17 protein-coding genes and 1 other annotated feature are annotated in these 16,930 nt (G+C 39.7%); of the genes, 1 reads left to right on the forward strand and 16 read right to left on the reverse strand.

Annotation, left to right across the window (positions count from 1 at the left end; genetic code table 11):
- Positions 1-12 precede the first annotated feature (12 nt).
- The 16 genes from V7124_RS06540 to cymR all read right to left on the reverse strand — a co-directional run bounded on the left by V7124_RS06540 (position 13) and on the right by cymR (position 15,492).
- Positions 13-942, reverse strand: coding sequence for a peptidase U32 family protein (locus tag V7124_RS06540; protein WP_335487208.1), 930 nt, complete (start codon positions 940-942; stop codon positions 13-15).
- A gap of 5 nt (positions 943-947) precedes the next feature.
- The gene (locus V7124_RS06545; RefSeq protein ID WP_335487211.1) at positions 948-1,589 is read right to left on the reverse strand and encodes an O-methyltransferase; all 642 of its coding nucleotides are present in this window, start codon (positions 1,587-1,589) and stop codon (positions 948-950) included.
- 165 nt (positions 1,590-1,754) lie between these two features.
- Positions 1,755-2,891, reverse strand: a complete 1,137-nt coding sequence (gene mltG, locus V7124_RS06550) for an endolytic transglycosylase MltG (RefSeq protein ID WP_335408836.1) — start codon at positions 2,889-2,891, stop codon at positions 1,755-1,757.
- A gap of 240 nt (positions 2,892-3,131) precedes the next feature.
- On the reverse strand, positions 3,132-3,425 hold the full coding sequence (locus V7124_RS06555) for a DUF1292 domain-containing protein (protein ID WP_335487214.1): 294 nt from the start codon (positions 3,423-3,425) through the stop codon (positions 3,132-3,134).
- Between the two features lie 12 nt (positions 3,426-3,437).
- Positions 3,438-3,854, reverse strand: coding sequence for a Holliday junction resolvase RuvX (gene ruvX, locus V7124_RS06560; RefSeq protein ID WP_335487216.1), 417 nt, complete (start codon positions 3,852-3,854; stop codon positions 3,438-3,440).
- 3 nt (positions 3,855-3,857) lie between these two features.
- Positions 3,858-4,124 carry an IreB family regulatory phosphoprotein gene (locus V7124_RS06565; protein WP_095250076.1) on the reverse strand — a complete coding sequence of 89 codons (267 nt, stop codon included), beginning with the start codon at positions 4,122-4,124 and terminating at the stop codon, positions 3,858-3,860.
- 84 nt (positions 4,125-4,208) lie between these two features.
- Positions 4,209-6,842, reverse strand: coding sequence for an alanine--tRNA ligase (gene alaS / locus V7124_RS06570; protein WP_335487219.1), 2,634 nt, complete (start codon positions 6,840-6,842; stop codon positions 4,209-4,211).
- A gap of 56 nt (positions 6,843-6,898) precedes the next feature.
- Positions 6,899-7,116 (reverse strand) — a binding site (T-box leader).
- A 63-nt stretch (positions 7,117-7,179) separates the two neighbouring features.
- Complete coding sequence (locus V7124_RS06575; protein WP_335487222.1) at positions 7,180-8,259, reverse strand: AI-2E family transporter; 1,080 nt, start codon at positions 8,257-8,259, stop codon at positions 7,180-7,182.
- Between the two features lie 94 nt (positions 8,260-8,353).
- The gene (locus V7124_RS06580) at positions 8,354-8,488 is read right to left on the reverse strand and encodes a YrzQ family protein (RefSeq protein ID WP_335487224.1); all 135 of its coding nucleotides are present in this window, start codon (positions 8,486-8,488) and stop codon (positions 8,354-8,356) included.
- Between the two features lie 109 nt (positions 8,489-8,597).
- Entirely contained in the window at positions 8,598-8,789 is a 192-nt protein-coding gene (locus V7124_RS06585) for a hypothetical protein (RefSeq protein ID WP_335487227.1), read from the reverse strand.
- 11 nt (positions 8,790-8,800) lie between these two features.
- Positions 8,801-9,277 carry a PRC-barrel domain-containing protein gene (locus V7124_RS06590; RefSeq protein WP_335487229.1) on the reverse strand — a complete coding sequence of 159 codons (477 nt, stop codon included), beginning with the start codon at positions 9,275-9,277 and terminating at the stop codon, positions 8,801-8,803.
- A 43-nt stretch (positions 9,278-9,320) separates the two neighbouring features.
- A complete protein-coding gene (gene recD2 / locus V7124_RS06595) occupies positions 9,321-11,729 on the reverse strand; it encodes an SF1B family DNA helicase RecD2 (RefSeq protein ID WP_335487232.1) in 2,409 nt (802 codons plus the stop codon).
- Positions 11,730-11,762: 33 nt separating this feature from the next.
- Positions 11,763-12,416, reverse strand: coding sequence for a tetratricopeptide repeat protein (locus V7124_RS06600; protein WP_335487236.1), 654 nt, complete (start codon positions 12,414-12,416; stop codon positions 11,763-11,765).
- A 274-nt stretch (positions 12,417-12,690) separates the two neighbouring features.
- A complete protein-coding gene (gene mnmA / locus V7124_RS06605) occupies positions 12,691-13,809 on the reverse strand; it encodes a tRNA 2-thiouridine(34) synthase MnmA (RefSeq protein ID WP_335487239.1) in 1,119 nt (372 codons plus the stop codon).
- Between the two features lie 76 nt (positions 13,810-13,885).
- Entirely contained in the window at positions 13,886-15,028 is a 1,143-nt protein-coding gene (locus tag V7124_RS06610; RefSeq protein ID WP_335487394.1) for a cysteine desulfurase family protein, read from the reverse strand.
- 44 nt (positions 15,029-15,072) lie between these two features.
- A complete protein-coding gene (cymR, locus tag V7124_RS06615) occupies positions 15,073-15,492 on the reverse strand; it encodes a cysteine metabolism transcriptional regulator CymR (protein WP_335487242.1) in 420 nt (139 codons plus the stop codon).
- Positions 15,493-15,639: 147 nt separating this feature from the next.
- Between cymR and V7124_RS06620 the strand changes: the two genes are divergently transcribed.
- On the forward strand, positions 15,640-16,911 hold the full coding sequence (locus V7124_RS06620) for a replication-associated recombination protein A (protein WP_335409069.1): 1,272 nt from the start codon (positions 15,640-15,642) through the stop codon (positions 16,909-16,911).
- Positions 16,912-16,930 lie beyond the last annotated feature (19 nt).

The raw sequence follows: 16,930 nt of genomic DNA on the forward strand, positions 1-16,930 counted from the left end.
GAACTCCTCCTTTTAATAAACTGTCTCTTTGAAAAAGAATCCTGTATCTAGGTTACGGTTTTCTGGCTGAACTTTCTCAATTGCTGCTAAAAGCTCATCCTTTTTATCCTCGTATAAATCGGGATCTTCAAAAAACAAATCAATCGCTTCACGATATGCCTTTGTAACCGTAAGTAGATAATCAGAAGACTTTAATAACCCATCGATTTTGAATGAATCGACTCCTGCCTCTAACATTTCTTGGAGCTCATCGATCATGCAAATATCATTCGGACTCATAATATGAGTCCCGTTCTCATCTTCAAAGATTGGATATTTATTTTCTCTTTCTTTATCATGTAAAAACATATTTTTTTCCATTTTGCGGTTTTCGATTTCCATTACTTTCCCTTGGTACTCATAATAATTTCCTAGAAGTGAACGTTTTGATTGGAACATACAACTCATGCCGTGTACCTGTACTTCAATTTCAACTTCAGCATTTTCTTTAATTTCCACGACCGCATCCATATTGATCTCACGGGCTAGAACAGCTCTTTTTGCTCCTTTTTTGCCCCAATAGTTACATGAAAACCAATTTGTTCCAAGTGTTTCTGTGCTCCAATGAAGCTTCATATTTGGTGCAACTTCACGAGCAGTCAGCAACACGGCAGGATCACCAAAAATAATGGCATCAGCGTTCGCGTCGGCTACAAATTTAATATAGTCATCTAATTCAGCAACTTTTTCATTATGAAAAATAGCATTAATAGCAACATAGACCTTTTTACCTTGTTCATGGGCTAATTCAATAGCCTGTCTTACTTGTTCTCGGTTAAACTCACCAGCTAAACGTAAGCCATATCTCTGTTCACCAATGACAAACGCATCTGCACCAGCAGCCGCCAGCGGCAACATATCGTCAATTGATAAAGGAGTTACTAATAATTCCGTTTTTTTCAACTCATTCACCTCTTCTTTTTACTAATGGCAATTCCATCTCCAACGGGGAGAATGACAGTATGATAATCATCATTATTCATCAGCCATTGGTTAAAACCATCTATTTTCTTTACAAGATTCCGAATCCGTTTCGATTCAAAATCAGATTGGACCACCAATCCTTTAAATAAAACATTATCCGTAATGATGATTCCATCATCATTAAGATATTTTGCATACAACTCAAAGAATTTTTTATATTGGCCTTTTGCTGCATCCACAAAAATGGCATCATATGGCGCTTGTACACTTACAAGTTCTTCCACTTCAAGCGCGTCACCTTTTATTAAAAGAATTTGTCCTCCGTGCTTTGAACGAACCATGTATTCTTCAGCGACTTTAATTCTTTCTAAGTCTCTTTCAATCGTAACAATTGACGAATGAGGAAGAGTTGCCGCCATTCGTAAGGCTGAATAACCTATAGCTGTACCAACCTCTAAAATCTTTTTTGAGTTTTGAATTCTTAAGAGTTGAAGCAATGCTTCAATTCCTACGAGTTCCATGATTGGGACTTTGTTTTCTTTTGCATAAGTTTCCATTTCGATAAACAATGGCTCACGTCCTGGAAGTAGTTCCTCAATATAAGAATGCAGCTCACCATTTAACAAGCTGCCATCACCTGCCTCTAACTTTTAAGAGCACTTTTGCCAATGTATTGTTCTTTAGACATGAAAAAATAGCGCTCTAAGAAACGCTATTGCATGCTCATAAAACACTTGAACTATTTTAACACAAATAAGGAGGAAAGAAAACTATTCCCCCATTATCGTCATCTAATTATTATTGGTAATATATTTTGCTTTTGCAGCGTTATGTTCATCCAAAGTATTGGTAAAAACGACATCCCCTTCTCCAGTTGCAAGGAAATACAAATGCTTTGTATCTTCAGGATGGATGGCAGCATCTATTGATTCTTTTCCTGCATTTGCAATCGGGCCAGGAGGAAGCCCTTTATGTTTATACGTATTATAGGGGGATTTCACTTCTAAATCCTCATATAAGACTCTTTCCTTGTGTTTACCTTGAGCGTAAAGGACAGTTGGGTCTGTCTGCAACGGCATCCCCTGTTCGATTCGATTATAGAATACGCTTGATATTTTTTTTCGGTCTGCTTTTTCCGTCGCCTCTTCCTCAATTAAAGAAGACATCGTTAATAACTGGTGGACTGAAAGTTCCTCATTACCGGTTTCCTCCATGTAGGAAGCAACTACTTTCCTCGTTTGTTGAAGCAGCGTATCTACCATTTCTTCTACTGTAGGATCCTGCTTATAAAATGGATAGGTTGCTGGAAACAAATATCCTTCAAGCGGGTATTTTATATTGGGATTCAAAATATCTGTAGTTAATAAATCAGGATATTTCCCCATCATCGCCTGAATAAATGTTTTATCATTTAGTTGATTAAAAACTTCTTCTTCAGGCTTATTTACTGCAGCAGCCATGATTTGGGCTATTTCCTTCAATTGCTTACCTTCCGGAATCGTTAACTGAAAGGCTGCCTGCTGAAGGACTTTTCCGGTTTTTAAACGATTGATAATTTCCGGAATTTCCATAGAAGGACTCAATTCATATTCCCCTGCCATAAAACCTGCTTCATTTTTAAATTTCACATAGTATTTAAAGACTTTAGCATTTTTAATAATTCCACTTTCCTGTAATTTCATAGAAATCCCTGTTACGGATGATCCTATAGGAATTTCGACCTTTTTCAGGGCTTTACTGTCCTTGTCAACCGGTTGCAACGCAGACTTGATGTAAAGGTAACTCCCTCCGCCAATAAAAACGAGAATGAATAGTGTTACGATTGTAATGGTTAACACAATTCTACGTACAATTCTTGCTTCACTTTGGTGCTCAAGCATTTTTTTTCGGATTACATCTTTTTTCGAATGTGACTCTTCTGTCGACATATAATTGCTCCTCCCATATAGCCGTGAAACATATATCTTTCAAACTCTTTTTTCCACATTATGTACTTGCATATCAAATATATTTCAGCATACACAGCGAAAAATGTCAATTTTCACCGAAAAGTGTAAGCGCTTCAAACAGAGGTTCGGGGTCATAAACACTGGAACTAGACAATAAAATGAAAGCGCATTCGAAATATAACAAAAAAACGACCCTTTTTCAGGATCGTTTTTAAGGTTTTATTCTTCGTCTTCTTCTTGCTCATCGTAGAAGGTATTGAGCATTTCTTCAACCATGTCCCATTCTTCTTCTGTTTCAATTGGGATTAATTCTCCTTCGCCATCCTCATCATTAGGATTAAAGGCATAGGCATGAATCTCTGGTCCTTCTTCATCGTCTTCTACTCCACCAACTTGTTGAAACAAAACGTAAGACTTTCCAAAGTCCTCTGATTCAAATGTAAAAAGCACTTCACATAATTGTTCATTACCTTTTTCATCTACAATTGTAATTTGATTTTCACCGTGTTCCATTACGTCACCTCATTAATTTTTACTATCAAGATAGCCTTGTAAAATCATCATTGCTGCCATTTTATCGATGACTTTTTTTCGCTTTTTACGGCTTACATCCGCTTCAAGCAAAATCCGTTCCGCTGCCATAGTCGTTAAACGCTCGTCCCATAAAGTAGTGGAAACGGCAAACTGTTGTTCAATTTGTTCAGCGTATCGCTTACTAGCTTCTGCACGGGGTCCAATCGAACCATTCATATTTTTTGGCAGACCGATGACAACTTGGCTGATTCCATACTCTTTTATTAATTGACCAATTTCATCAAAACCAAACTTATTTTTTTCTTCGTCGATTTTGAGGGTTTTGAGGCCCTGCGCAGTCCAGCCAAGTTCATCACTTATGGCGATACCGACTGTCTTAGAGCCTACATCCAATCCCATAATCCGCATTTCTTAACCCTCACGTCGTTGATTTAAATAGGATTTAACCAATTCTTCAATAATTTCGTCCCGCTCAAGCTTGCGAATGATATTCCTAGCGTCCCGATGACGGGGGATATAAGCAGGATCTCCTGACAGTAAATATCCAACGATTTGATTAATGGGGTTATACCCTTTTTCCTGTAAAGCTTCATAAACTTGAAGGAGAACATCGTTCACGTCATGTTCAAAAGGCTCTTCCGGAAAATTAAACCTCATCGTTTTATCAAATGAACTCATTACATGCACCTCGCATTATTAGTAGCGGAGAGAACTACCAATATTACCTATTTTAACTACATTTTACACTACTTTGTCCTATTATCAAATTGATTTTACCCATTCTTCTACAAATTGCAATGCAAAGTCGAGTTTTTCTGGATCTTTACCACCAGCTTGAGCCATATCTGGACGACCGCCGCCACCGCCACCGCAGCGGGTTGCGACTTCTTTGATCAATTTACCAGCATGGTAACCCTTGTCAATTAAATCCTTCGTTACCGCAGCGATTAAATTGACCTTTCCTTCATTTACACTTCCTAGAAGGATAACAGCAGAGCCAATTTTTTGTTTCAAATCATCTGCCATATTTCGCAGGTTATTTATATCAGATGCTTGCACCCGTGCAGCCAAGACCGTAACACCGTCAATTTGCACTGCTTTTGAGACAAGATTCCCAGCTTCAATATTTCCTAATTTAGCTGCTAGTGATTCGTTTTCACGCTGAAGCTGTTTGATCTCAGCCATCAAGACTTCGATTCTGTTAACCACTTCTTTAGGGTTAGTTTTTAATCTGTTAGCCGCATCTTTTAATAACCCGACTTGATCATTCATTAATTGGTATGCGGACTCACCGGTAACGGCTTCAATTCTTCTTGTACCAGCCCCAATTCCACCTTCAGAAACAATTTTAAATAACCCGATAACAGACGTATTAGGGACGTGACAGCCGCCGCAAAGCTCTAAGCTATAATCACCGACTTTGACAACACGTACAATATCACCATATTTTTCACCGAAGAGAGCCATTGCCCCCATTGCTTTTGCTTCTGCAATTGGCTTTTGGCTTATATCCACTTCAATATTCTTCCAAATTTTCTCGTTAACTATTTTCTCAATTTCCTCTAATTCTTCTGGTGTTATTTGACCAAAATGAGAAAAGTCAAAACGGAGACGATCCGGTTCTACTAGTGACCCTGCTTGATTTACATGTGTTCCTAGTACATCCTTCAATGCTTGATGAAGCAAATGAGTAGCGGTATGATTCTTGATCGTTTGCACGCGATTATCCTGATTAACCGTTGCAGTCACATTTGCATCACTTTTTAAGATTCCAGACTCGACAACTGCCCGATGGAGATTTTGACCATTTGGTGCTTTTTGTACATCCAATACGCTAACGGCAACATCTTCAGCATAAATCATCCCACGGTCAGCAATCTGTCCACCGCTCTCTGCATAAAATGGTGTTACATCAAGAATGATTTGTACCTCATCCCCACTAAATGCTTCTTCGATTAGTTCACCATTTTTAACGATGGCCACAATCGTTGAACTGGTTTGAAGCTGCTCATAACCAACAAACTGGCTTTCAACTTTAATATCCCCAAGTACTCCGCCTTGAACCTGCATACTGCCGACGTCGTGACGAGCAGCACGAGCACGCTCCCGTTGAGATTCCATTTCTGTTTCAAAACCAGCGTGATCCAGCTTCATGCCCTCTTCGTCTGCATACTCCTCTGTTAATTCAACCGGGAAGCCATACGTATCGTAAAGACGGAAGACGTCACTTCCAGAAATTGTATTGCTGCCTTTTTCCTTTTCTTTCTTAATAACATTGCTTAGTATCGATAAACCTTCATGTAATGTTTCATGGAACCGTTCTTCTTCGGTTTTTATGACTTTTTGAATAAACTCTGTCTTATCTTTTACCTCTGGGTAGAAATCGTGCATGATCTCTCCTACCACTGGAACAAGTTCATACATGAATGGACGGTTGATATTGATTTGCTTTGCATAGCGGACTGCCCTGCGTAGTAAGCGGCGTAATACATATCCACGTCCTTCGTTCGAAGGCAATGCTCCATCTCCAACAGCAAAGGCAACGGTACGAATGTGGTCTGCGATTACTTTAAATGCGGTATCCTTTTCTTTATCAACACCATATTTCACACCAGAAATCTCTTCTGTCGCTCTGATTATTGGAATGAACAAATCCGTATCAAAGTTGGTCGGAACGTTTTGAACAACTGACGCCATTCTTTCTAGCCCCATACCTGTATCAATGTTCTTCTTTGGCAGTGGTGTATAGGTCCCGTCCGGGTTATGGTTAAACTGAGAAAACACCAGATTCCAAACTTCTAAATAACGCTCATTCTCACCGCCAGGATAAAGTTCTGGATCTGATGGGTCATCCCCATATTCTGGACCACGGTCATAGAAAATCTCCGTATTTGGACCGCTTGGACCTTCACCAATATCCCAAAAGTTCCCTTCAAGGCGGATAATACGTTCCTCGGGAATACCGATTTTTTTATTCCATAGTTCATATGCCTCATGGTCTTCAGGGTGAACGGTAACGGAAAGAAGTTCCGGATCCCAGCCGATCCATTTTTTATCAGTTAAAAACTCCCAAGCCCAATCAATTGCTTCTTCTTTAAAATATTCACCAATCGAAAAATTCCCTAACATTTCAAAAAAAGTATGATGACGTGCTGTTTTTCCAACATTTTCGATATCGTTCGTACGAATCGATTTTTGAGCATTGGTAATCCTCGGATTATCTGGAATAACCCGGCCATCAAAATATTTTTTCAGTGTTGCAACCCCACTATTAATCCACAATAAAGTTGGGTCATCATGTGGAACAAGCGGTGCACTCGGTTCAACAGCATGGCCTTTTTCCTGAAAAAAATCTAAATACATTTTACGAATTTCTGAACCTGTTAAGTATTTCATATCTAGTTAACCTCCTTTTAATAGTAAAAAAGAACACAAAAAAGCCCTCATCCCATAGCAGGGACGAGAACGAACTCGCGGTACCACCCTGATTATGAACACAAAAAAGCATGTGCTCATCTCTCAAAAAATGCCTTAACGCGGCAAAGACGGCAGTGGTTAGCTGCACTCGGGACTAGCTTTCAGTCATCCTTCATCTAGAGCCTCTCACAGCCAAGGAAGCTCCTCTCTTAAAGATGGACTACAACATACTTGGGTCCTTCAACATGTTAATCCAAAATATTCTATAAAGGGATTATAGCCACACAAAAAACGTTTGTCAATCTAGATAAAAGCATTATGGCGCGGGTTCCTTTACTTTTTCGCGCATGAAATGATTTTTAGCATGAAGAATGCTGACTTTAAGGACAACGAGTACCGGTACCGCTACAATCATTCCAATGATCCCAGCAACTTCCCCTCCAGCGGTTAAGGCAAGCATAATCATTAATGGGTGCATATGCAGAGATTTTCCAACGATATATGGTGACAGGATATTACCTTCTAAAAATTGTAATCCAAATACGATTACGATTGTAATAATCACTAATTTTACCGAGCCTGTTGCGGCAATAATCACTGCTGGAATGGCGCCGATAATCGGTCCAAAATACGGAATAACATTCGTGACACCAATGATTAAGCCTAAAAGCAAGGGATATTTTAAATGAAATATCCAAAACAAAAGCGATGAAAGACTGCCAATAATGAGACAGACAAGCAGTTGACCTCTTATGTAGCTTCCTAACGATTCATCGATATCTCGAAGAAATCGCGTTCCCTTTCTCCGCCAATTTTTAGGGGTAATATACCAAACCGCTCGCTTCATAATCGTGAAATCTTTTAACATGTAAAAGGCAATAAAAGGAATAATCATAATAGCAAATGCAAAATTCAAAATATGTAGTAAGGAATCAGCAATGGTTGTAAGTAGTGAATCTAACTTTTTTTCAAATCCAATAATCCCTCCGTTAATTTGCTCTTGGAGGCCATCTGGCCATTCACGCGTATGGGATTGGAGCATTATTATCCATTTTCGATATTGCTCTGTTAAGATAGGAGCACTTTCCGCTAGCTCTCGTATTTGTGAAATGAATGCGGGAATTCCTTTATATAGACCAAAGCCGATCCCACCGAAAAAAAGAAAATAGATAGAAAAAACCGCAAGTCCTCGATGTAAACCTTTTTCATGCAGTTTTTCAACAATTGGGTGAAGCAAATATGTGATAAACCCACCAATAAAGAAAGGAAGAATGATAATTAGTGCCATGTTTACGATTGGTAACCAAACAAAGCGAATTTTTAAGAACATGTAAATGGCAATGAGTAAAAGGAGCAAAAAACCAATACGATAAAACCACTTAACCCGAATATCCACCGTTACATGCCTCCTTATTGATATTATTTTTAGAGACAAATACCGGATTTATACATTTGCAAAAATCCCCCTCCAAAAAGAGGGGGATACATTTTTAGAATAAAGCTCTCTTAACTTTTCTTTGCATTCGTTTCATTTGACGGGCTGACATCATGTTGTTTCTCTGTGCAACATTATATGCTGCCATACCCACTCCAAATGCAACCACGGAAGTCATAATTTTATTCATACGTCTCACCTCTTTGCGTAGTTTGACAGTTCTAAAACTTTAACTACTTCTAGCTTCAGCCCCAAGGAAAAAATGAACTGCTTTTTTCCCTTTTAAGGTGCTTCGCGCTTTATATGGTGTAACGACGTTTTTCTTCTTCAAACAAGTCATCTAGGGAACTAAGTGTACCATCCTCTTCGACTTGATGGGTATTAATTATGCCATTGGCAAGAGTCAACTCAATAAAACAATTCCAGCAATAATATTGGTTTATTCCGATTTTGCCGATATCCTTGCTCTGACAATTGGGACACTTTAGCATGAAAAGACACCTCACGTATGGTTTACGTCTACGATGATGGTATCCTTTCCGATCGCAGGGGGCTTCTCGGATTGTATGATCTGTTTCCCTTCTGTAATGTCCGAAAAGAAACCATCCGTAATTTCGTACCCTACGATTGTGCCCAATTCTTCATGAAAATATACATCCTGCAACAGGCCAAGTGACTCCCCGCTTTTTGATAGCAGCATTTTTCCATTAAGTGAGTGTTGATGGTACAGGGTATATTCTGGATTTGTTTTTAGTCTTACCAGGAAATCACGATCTTCAATGATAACCCCATCCCCGCCAAAAGATGCCACATCTTGTATGTCCAGAAAATAGGATTGCTTGAAGAAAACGCCTTTCTTGACCATTAGGCCTTTAACGACCCCTTCGTTCGTGATACACAAGTCCGTGACTTCACCGATTTTTGCGCCAGTCTTCGATTCAAAGACAGGCTGACCTTTTAATAAAGAAAATGTTCGCAAAAGAGTGTCCCACCTCCTGTGAACATTTATAGTTTCGACTTATTCACATGAAATCATAAGGTGTAAGGTTTTCCATGCCAATCATTGGATTAACTTGCATTAATTTTTCCGCTATTGATAGGGTAGTTTCTTCTTCATTAGGTGCCTCATCGTCGTCGGTATTCTTAGTTGATTTCATCTCCTGAAGCTTTTGGGTTAAGGTCGTTTGTCGGCTTTGTTCATCTGCCCTTTCTATCCCCATTCGTAGTGCTTCTTCTTCACCACACAGGATCAACGATCTTTTACTCCTTGTAATCGCAGTATAAATGAGATTTCTTTGTAACATCCGATAATAGCTTCTCGTAATTGGCAGAATGACGATCGGAAATTCACTGCCCTGAGATTTATGTACAGAACAACAATAGGCATGGGTTATTTGATTTAAATCCTGCCGAGTATAGGCAACTTCATTCCCTTCAAAAGAAACATATACCATATCTTGTTTTTCCGTATTTTCCTTTGCATAAATAATCGAAATAATTTCTCCAATATCGCCATTAAAAACATTATTTTCCGGCTTATTGATTAGCTGAAGCACTTTATCACCAATACGATATTTCACATCTCCAAAAGCAATTTCCTTCCGAGTGCCATCAGGGTTGGGATTAAATATTTCTTGTAGCAATACGTTAAGGCGGTCAATGCCTGCTGGACCTCTGTACATAGGTGCCAAAACTTGAATATCTTTTGCGGAATAGCCCTTATTTTTGGCATTAAGGGCAACCTTTTCAATCACCTGTGGAATCTGAGCAGTTGAACACCTAATAAATGAACGATCTGGCTGCTTCAAGGTAACATTTGCAGGCAAATAACCCTTTTTTATGTCATGTGCCAATTCAATAATGGATGATCCCTCAGCCTGACGATAGATATCTGTTAATCTCACCGTTGGGATCGTTTCTGATCTCAACATATCCTTAAGCACCTGACCAGGTCCAACAGAAGGCAGCTGGTCCTCATCGCCAACGAGAATAACCTGAATTTTATCAGGCAATGCTTTAAATAACTGATTCGCAAGCCATATATCCAGCATCGACGTCTCATCTACTATCAGGATTTTTCCTTCAAGTGAGTTTGCCTCGTCATGATCAATACTCTCAGTTCCATTAAAGCCAAGCAAGCGGTGGATCGTGACCGCAGGTAATCCAGTCGATTCACTCATTCTTTTTGCAGCTCTACCAGTTGGAGCAGCAAGCAGAAAAGGAAAAGGCTCATCCTTTTTATGGTAGTCCTGAGGCTCCAAAGAACAGCCATGCAATTCTGCATATAGCTCAACAATTCCTTTTATAACAGTGGTTTTACCTGTTCCTGGCCCCCCGGTTAAAATCAACATAGGCTGCATAAGGGCCGTTTGAATGGCTTCTCTTTGTGTTGGTGCATATTGAACGTTTAGTCTTTCCTCAAGATTCCCTAACGCAAGCAAAAATTCAGATTCAGGAAACTGCTCGTTATATTCTGTTTGTTCAAGGATGTTCGTTATACTCGTTACCAGTCCTTTTTCAGCAAAATATAACGATGGCAAATACACTCTCTTCTCTTCACCAATTAATTTACCCTCTTCTTCTAGTTTCACGATCTCTGTTGATATATCGGTAAATTCTATTTGGTCACGCTTATTTTCTTCTAACAAATTTTTAACCTGGATAAGTAAATCCTCACCATGTACATAAACATGGCCATTCTGCATGCTTTCATTCTCGAGTGTATATAGACAAGCCGCTTTTATCCGTTCGGGATGGCTGCCTGAAATCCCAAGTTGAAAACCAAGCTCATCTGCCCGTCCAAAACCAATTCCCTCGATATCCTCTACAAGCTTATATGGGTTCTTTTGGATTATTTCTAGGGTATCATCCTTATAGGTTTGATACATTCTCATCGAAAGCTGCGGTCCAAAGCCATATTGGTTTAAAGCAACCATAACCTGCTCTAACCCTTGGTGCTCCATAAGGGTGTCGTACAGCATTTTCGCCTTATCCGGAGGAAGCCTTGGGATTGATTCAAGTAATGAGGGCTGATTGAGAATTTTCGTAATTGCCTTTTCTCCTAATGTTTCCACAATATTTTCTGCGGTCTTCTTCCCAATCCCTTTGAACAGTTCACCTGATAAATAAGCCGCAACACCTTGCTTTGTTTGGGGAATATCTTTACGAAAATGCTTCGTCTGGAATTGCATGCCAAACTTAGGATGATCCTTAAATTCACCAAAGAATATATAAGTTTCATGTTCATGAATCTTTGGAAAATAGCCAGTAATTACGGCTTCCTTGTCATCGTATTCATGATTTGTTTCTTCGACGCGAATCCTTAGTACCGTGTAAAGATTCTGCTCATTATGAAAAATCGTGACCAGATGCTTCCCTTTTACAAACTTTCCTTGCTCGGCAAATAAATCCAGTGAACTTTGCTTATCCATGGGTGCTTCCTCCTTCCCCATTTTTTATGATGGTTATTTTGCTGATTCAATCAGTTTTTTTGCATGTCCAGCTAAAAGATGATCCGGCTGGATTTCTAGCGCCTTGTCGAACATCGCGATTGCTTTCGGTGCATCTTCTTTAAAGGCATATGACACACCTAAATTATAATAGGCATCAGCGTGTTGTTGATCTAACTCTACGCATTTTTCGAGCTGAACAATCGCTTCATCAATTAATTCTAACTGAGCAAGGCATAACCCATATTGAAAACGTGCTTCTACATCCTCTTCATTGAGCTCGACACTTCTTTGTAAATAAGGAAGAGCAAATTTCCCTTGATCAAGCTGTACGAGGGTAAGACCAAGCATGAAATAATTATCACTAGTCTGCAGACCTTTTTTCATTGCCATTTCAAACATTTTGTTAGCTTGTTCAAATTGATCATTACTGAAATATATATTACCTGCACTGTAGTATGCAGCTGCCGTATTTTCGTCCAATTCAATGGCCTTTTCGTAAAATTTCAATGCTTTTTCATCGTCACCGACAGCGGATAGCACGTTACCAAAGTTTATGTACGCAATCGGGTCAGACGGGTTTTCTTCAATGACTTCATTAAAAATCTTCGCCGCCTCTTCCCACTTGCCTTCTTGCATGTATTGAACACCTAATTGGTTTTTATCCATCGTAAATAATCACTCCGTTCTAATTTTAGAGTATACCATATACGAGTAAATTTTCAGTGTGTTTTGGAATATTATTGAGTACCATTTTCGAGTTGTTTTTTGGAATATTTTGGCTAAATGTACAAAACCCTTCAAAAAATGTCCAAAAGCAGCTGAAAAATGTCCATAACCATCGAAAAAGTGTCCAAACCCCCACAAAAAACATCCAAAACTCAAAATCACCATTATAATCCTATAAAAAAACCCCGATTCCAACCGGAATCAGGGTCAATTTTTAGCCAACATACGTCAATCGTTGTCCATTTTTATAAACTTCATCGATGGTACCTCCGCCAAGACATTCATCACCGTTGTAAAAAACAACTGCCTGCCCTGGAGTAACCGCACGGATTGGTTCATCAAAGATAACCTTGACCTTGTTGTCGCCGATAATCTGTACAGTAACTTTACTGTCATCTTGTCGATATCGGAATTTTGCCGTACACGTAAACTCCGCTGGCTTTTCCCGATTTGAAACCCAACTGACATCATCAGCAAGAATGGAGTCAGAATAAAGCTTTTCATTATGAAAACCTTGACCAACATAAAGGATATTTCTTTTTAAATCCTTTCCAATCGCAAACCATGGCTCGCCTGAACCACCGATTCCTAACCCATGGCGCTGACCGATGGTATGGTACATCAAGCCGTCATGCCTGCCTTTAACTTCACCATCCATGGTTTCCATGTTTCCAGGCTGAGCTGGCAGGTATTCACCAAGGAACTCTTTAAAATTCCGCTCACCAATAAAACAAATCCCCGTGCTATCTTTTTTCGCTGCAGTAGCAAGGTTTGCTTCCTTCGCAATCTCCCGTACTCTAGGCTTTTCAAGATTACCAATTGGGAACATGACTTTGCTAAGCTGTTCTTGAGATAATTGATTTAAAAAATAAGTTTGATCCTTATTTTCATCTTTACCACGGAGCATTTTATATTCTCCGTCACGATATTCGACTTGAGCATAATGACCGGTTGCTAGATAATCAGCCCCTAACTTCACCGCATGCTCAAGAAAAGCTTTAAATTTAATCTCTTTATTGCACATAACGTCTGGGTTCGGCGTCCGTCCCGCCTTATATTCAGCAAGGAAATAAGTGAATACCTTGTCCCAATATTGCTTTTCAAAATTAACAGCGTAATAAGGAATACCAATTTGATTGCAGACACGGATAACGTCGTTGTAATCCTCGGTTGCCGTACAAAATCCAGTATCGTCCGTATCATCCCAATTTTTCATAAAGATTCCGATGACATCATAGCCCTGCTGTTTTAATAGCAGCGCTGCAACGGAGGAGTCAACACCGCCAGACATACCGACCACCACTCGTGTGTTTTTTGGATCCTTTTTTTCCATGTTTCTCACCTCTCTATACCGAAGACTATTTTCTAGATTCGTTACGAAAACAGCCTTACCGAAAAAATCACTACATTTATTTTTTCAGACGTGTCACAATTCTTGCCGTTTCTTCAGCTGTTTTGATGATTTGGTCTTCAGTCGTATTAAATCCAAAGCTGAAACGGATAGAATTGATCAACCGCTCTGATTCTTTGCCAAACATAGCAACCAGGACGTGTGAAGGTTCAATTGAACCAGCGGTGCAAGCAGATCCACTTGAAACGGCTATTCCAGCTAGATCAAGGTTCACCAGCATCGCCTCCACGTTCGTTCCCGGAAAGCTTAAGTTTAATACATGAGGCAATGAATTTTCAAGCATTCCGTTTATGGAAAACTCAATATCATGTTCGGACAGGCGCTGAATAAAGGTATCCTTAAATTCCTGATACATTTTCCGTTTTGCAGATCGATCTTCAGATGCTATTTTTACAGCTTCCCCAAAACCGACAATGGCTGCCACATTTTCCGTTCCCGCCCGCCTTTTTCGCTCCTGCTCACCGCCAAAGGCACGAGGTACCAATTTAACCTTGTCACGGATATAAAGAAAACCAATCCCCTTTGGTCCATTGATTTTATGTGCGGAAACAGACAATAAATCCACTTGGAGCTCATCCACATTGATTGCTTCAATTCCATAAGCTTGGACTGCGTCAGTATGAAATATTGCCTGGTGCGCTTTGAGCAGTTCGCCAATTTCCTTAATAGGCTGGATGGTTCCGACTTCATTATTGCCGTACATGATTGAAACCAATATCGTATCTTCTCTTAATGCCTTTTGAAGTTCATCAAGAGAAATATCACCTTTCTCATCCACCGGTAAATAGGTTACCTCATATCCCATTTTTTCTAAGCGCTGACCTGCATGCAGAACAGCATGGTGTTCTACCATAGTCGTAATAATATGCTTTCCTTTATGCAGATTGCTTTCAGCCGCACCAAATAATGCCATATTATCTGCCTCAGTACCACCGCTTGTAAAAATAATCTCATTTTCCTTTGCACCAATACTCCTAGCCATCGTTTCTCTCGCTAAGTCAATATAGTGTCGTGCTTCTCTTCCAAATGAATGAATACTTGATGGGTTGCCAAAGTTAGTATTCATAACTTCCACCATTTTTTCAATTACCCTGGGGTGCATTGGAGTTGTTGCAGCATGGTCGAGATAGATTCTTTCCATCATTCCACCTTCAATCAAAAAAATTCTCTCTATTATTTTTAACCTTAAATGTAAAACATATAACCGTCTACTTCCGCATCTTCACTATGACTTGCAAGATCTTCTAGGGTAGTATTGTCAAGGACGGACTTAATGGCATCCCGAATACGAATCCAAAGTTCCCGCTGTGCTTGTGCTTCATCCTCAATTCCCTCAACGAGTGTAATCGGGCCTTCTAGTACCCGAATGACATCACCGGCAGTGATTTTTGAAGGTGTATGCGCAAGTATATATCCACCGTAAGCACCTCTGATACTTTTTACCAAACCTGCGTTTCTTAATGGAGCGATGAGCTGCTCAAGATAATGTTCAGATAAATCGTTTGCTTGAGCAATTGATTTTAAGGATGTCGGTCCCTCACCTTGATTTTTAGCAAGTTCGATCATTATTGTTAATCCGTAGCGTCCTTTTGTTGAAATCCTCATTTTTTTACACCTCTATAATAAATTTTAAATATATACAAGTAATATGATAGGCTTTAGCAATTATATCATATTGTACTTTAATATGCTTTTCCATGAGAAAATGGTAGAGTTAAATAGAACGTATTTATTTAGTTGGAGCGATGCATGATGCAACAAAAACCGCTGGCATTTCGAATGCGCCCTAGAACAATAGATGAAGTCGTTGGACAGCAGCACCTAGTGGCAGATGATAAAATTATTGCTCGAATGGTTAAGGCTAAACAGCTGACATCAATGATATTATATGGACCGCCTGGCATCGGAAAAACGTCCATTGCTAGTGCGATTGCTGGAAGTACAAAATATGCCTTTCGTACCCTTAATGCTGTCACAAATAATAAAAAAGACATGGAAATCGTCGCTGCAGAGGCAAAAATGTCCGGTAAGGTGATTTTACTCTTAGATGAGGTACATCGGCTTGATAAAGGAAAACAAGATTTTTTATTACCATTTTTAGAAAATGGTTTGATTACCTTAATTGGAGCAACAACAAGCAACCCTTATCATGCCATTAATCCGGCCATCCGCAGCAGGTGTCAAATTTTCGAACTCAAACCTTTATCTCCTGAAGAAATAAAACTAGCACTACTCCGTGCTATCGAAGATGCAGAGCGTGGTTTCGGAAAGTTGAAGATTGCTATTTCTGAAGAGGCACTGACTCATTTCGCGACCGCCTCAAATGGTGATGTCCGCAGTTCATTAAATGCACTAGAACTCGCTGTCCTTTCCACTGACAAAGATGAGGAAGAAGTCATCCAGATTAGTCTAGAAACTGCAGAAGAATGTATGCAGAAAAAAAGCTTTGGTTCCGATAAAGATGGTGACGGTCATTATGATGTTTTATCCGCCTTCCAAAAGTCGATACGCGGCAGTGATGTGAATGCGGCACTTCATTATCTAGGAAGATTAATTGAAGCTGGTGATTTGCAAAGTATCAGCCGACGATTATTAGTAATTGCCTACGAGGATATTGGACTTGCCAGTCCGCAGGCAGGTGCGAGGACATTAGCCGCCATTGAAACCTCGGAAAGAATCGGTTTCCCTGAAGCAAGGATTCCACTTGCAAATGCTGTGATAGAGCTTTGTTTATCACCAAAATCGAATTCTGCTGTCATCGCCATAGGTGATGCCATTGCAGATATCCAAAAAGGAATCATTGGCGAGATTCCAGATCATCTGCGAGATGCCCACTATAAGGGAGCAAAAGAACTCGGAAGAGGAATTGGTTATTTGTATCCTCATGATTATGATAATGGGTGGGTTTCACAACAGTATCTGCCGAACAGATTAAAAAACAAACAGTACTACCTGCCGAAGAAAACCGGTAAATTTGAACAGGCTCTGGCGATTGTTTATGACAAATTAACTCGGAAAAAATGACCTCTGGGATCCTCCCAGA

Source organism: Neobacillus niacini (assembly GCF_036961885.1).
Lineage (GTDB): Bacteria > Bacillota > Bacilli > Bacillales > Cytobacillaceae > Neobacillus > Neobacillus niacini_H.

Coding starts and splice junctions, on each gene's coding strand:
- mltG (WP_335408836.1), bottom strand. CDS start 2,891: ATGTCGACAGAAGAGTCACATTCGAAAAAAGATGTAATCCGAAAAAAA.
- V7124_RS06555 (WP_335487214.1), bottom strand. CDS start 3,425: ATGGAACACGGTGAAAATCAAATTACAATTGTAGATGAAAAAGGTAAT.
- ruvX (WP_335487216.1), bottom strand. CDS start 3,854: ATGCGGATTATGGGATTGGATGTAGGCTCTAAGACAGTCGGTATCGCC.
- V7124_RS06565 (WP_095250076.1), bottom strand. CDS start 4,124: ATGAGTTCATTTGATAAAACGATGAGGTTTAATTTTCCGGAAGAGCCT.
- alaS (WP_335487219.1), bottom strand. CDS start 6,842: ATGAAATACTTAACAGGTTCAGAAATTCGTAAAATGTATTTAGATTTT.
- V7124_RS06580 (WP_335487224.1), bottom strand. CDS start 8,488: ATGAATAAAATTATGACTTCCGTGGTTGCATTTGGAGTGGGTATGGCA.
- V7124_RS06585 (WP_335487227.1), bottom strand. CDS start 8,789: ATGCTAAAGTGTCCCAATTGTCAGAGCAAGGATATCGGCAAAATCGGA.
- recD2 (WP_335487232.1), bottom strand. CDS start 11,729: ATGGATAAGCAAAGTTCACTGGATTTATTTGCCGAGCAAGGAAAGTTT.
- V7124_RS06600 (WP_335487236.1), bottom strand. CDS start 12,416: ATGGATAAAAACCAATTAGGTGTTCAATACATGCAAGAAGGCAAGTGG.
- mnmA (WP_335487239.1), bottom strand. CDS start 13,809: ATGGAAAAAAAGGATCCAAAAAACACACGAGTGGTGGTCGGTATGTCT.
- V7124_RS06610 (WP_335487394.1), bottom strand. CDS start 15,028: ATGGAAAGAATCTATCTCGACCATGCTGCAACAACTCCAATGCACCCC.
- cymR (WP_335487242.1), bottom strand. CDS start 15,492: ATGAGGATTTCAACAAAAGGACGCTACGGATTAACAATAATGATCGAA.
- V7124_RS06620 (WP_335409069.1), top strand. CDS start 15,640: ATGCAACAAAAACCGCTGGCATTTCGAATGCGCCCTAGAACAATAGAT.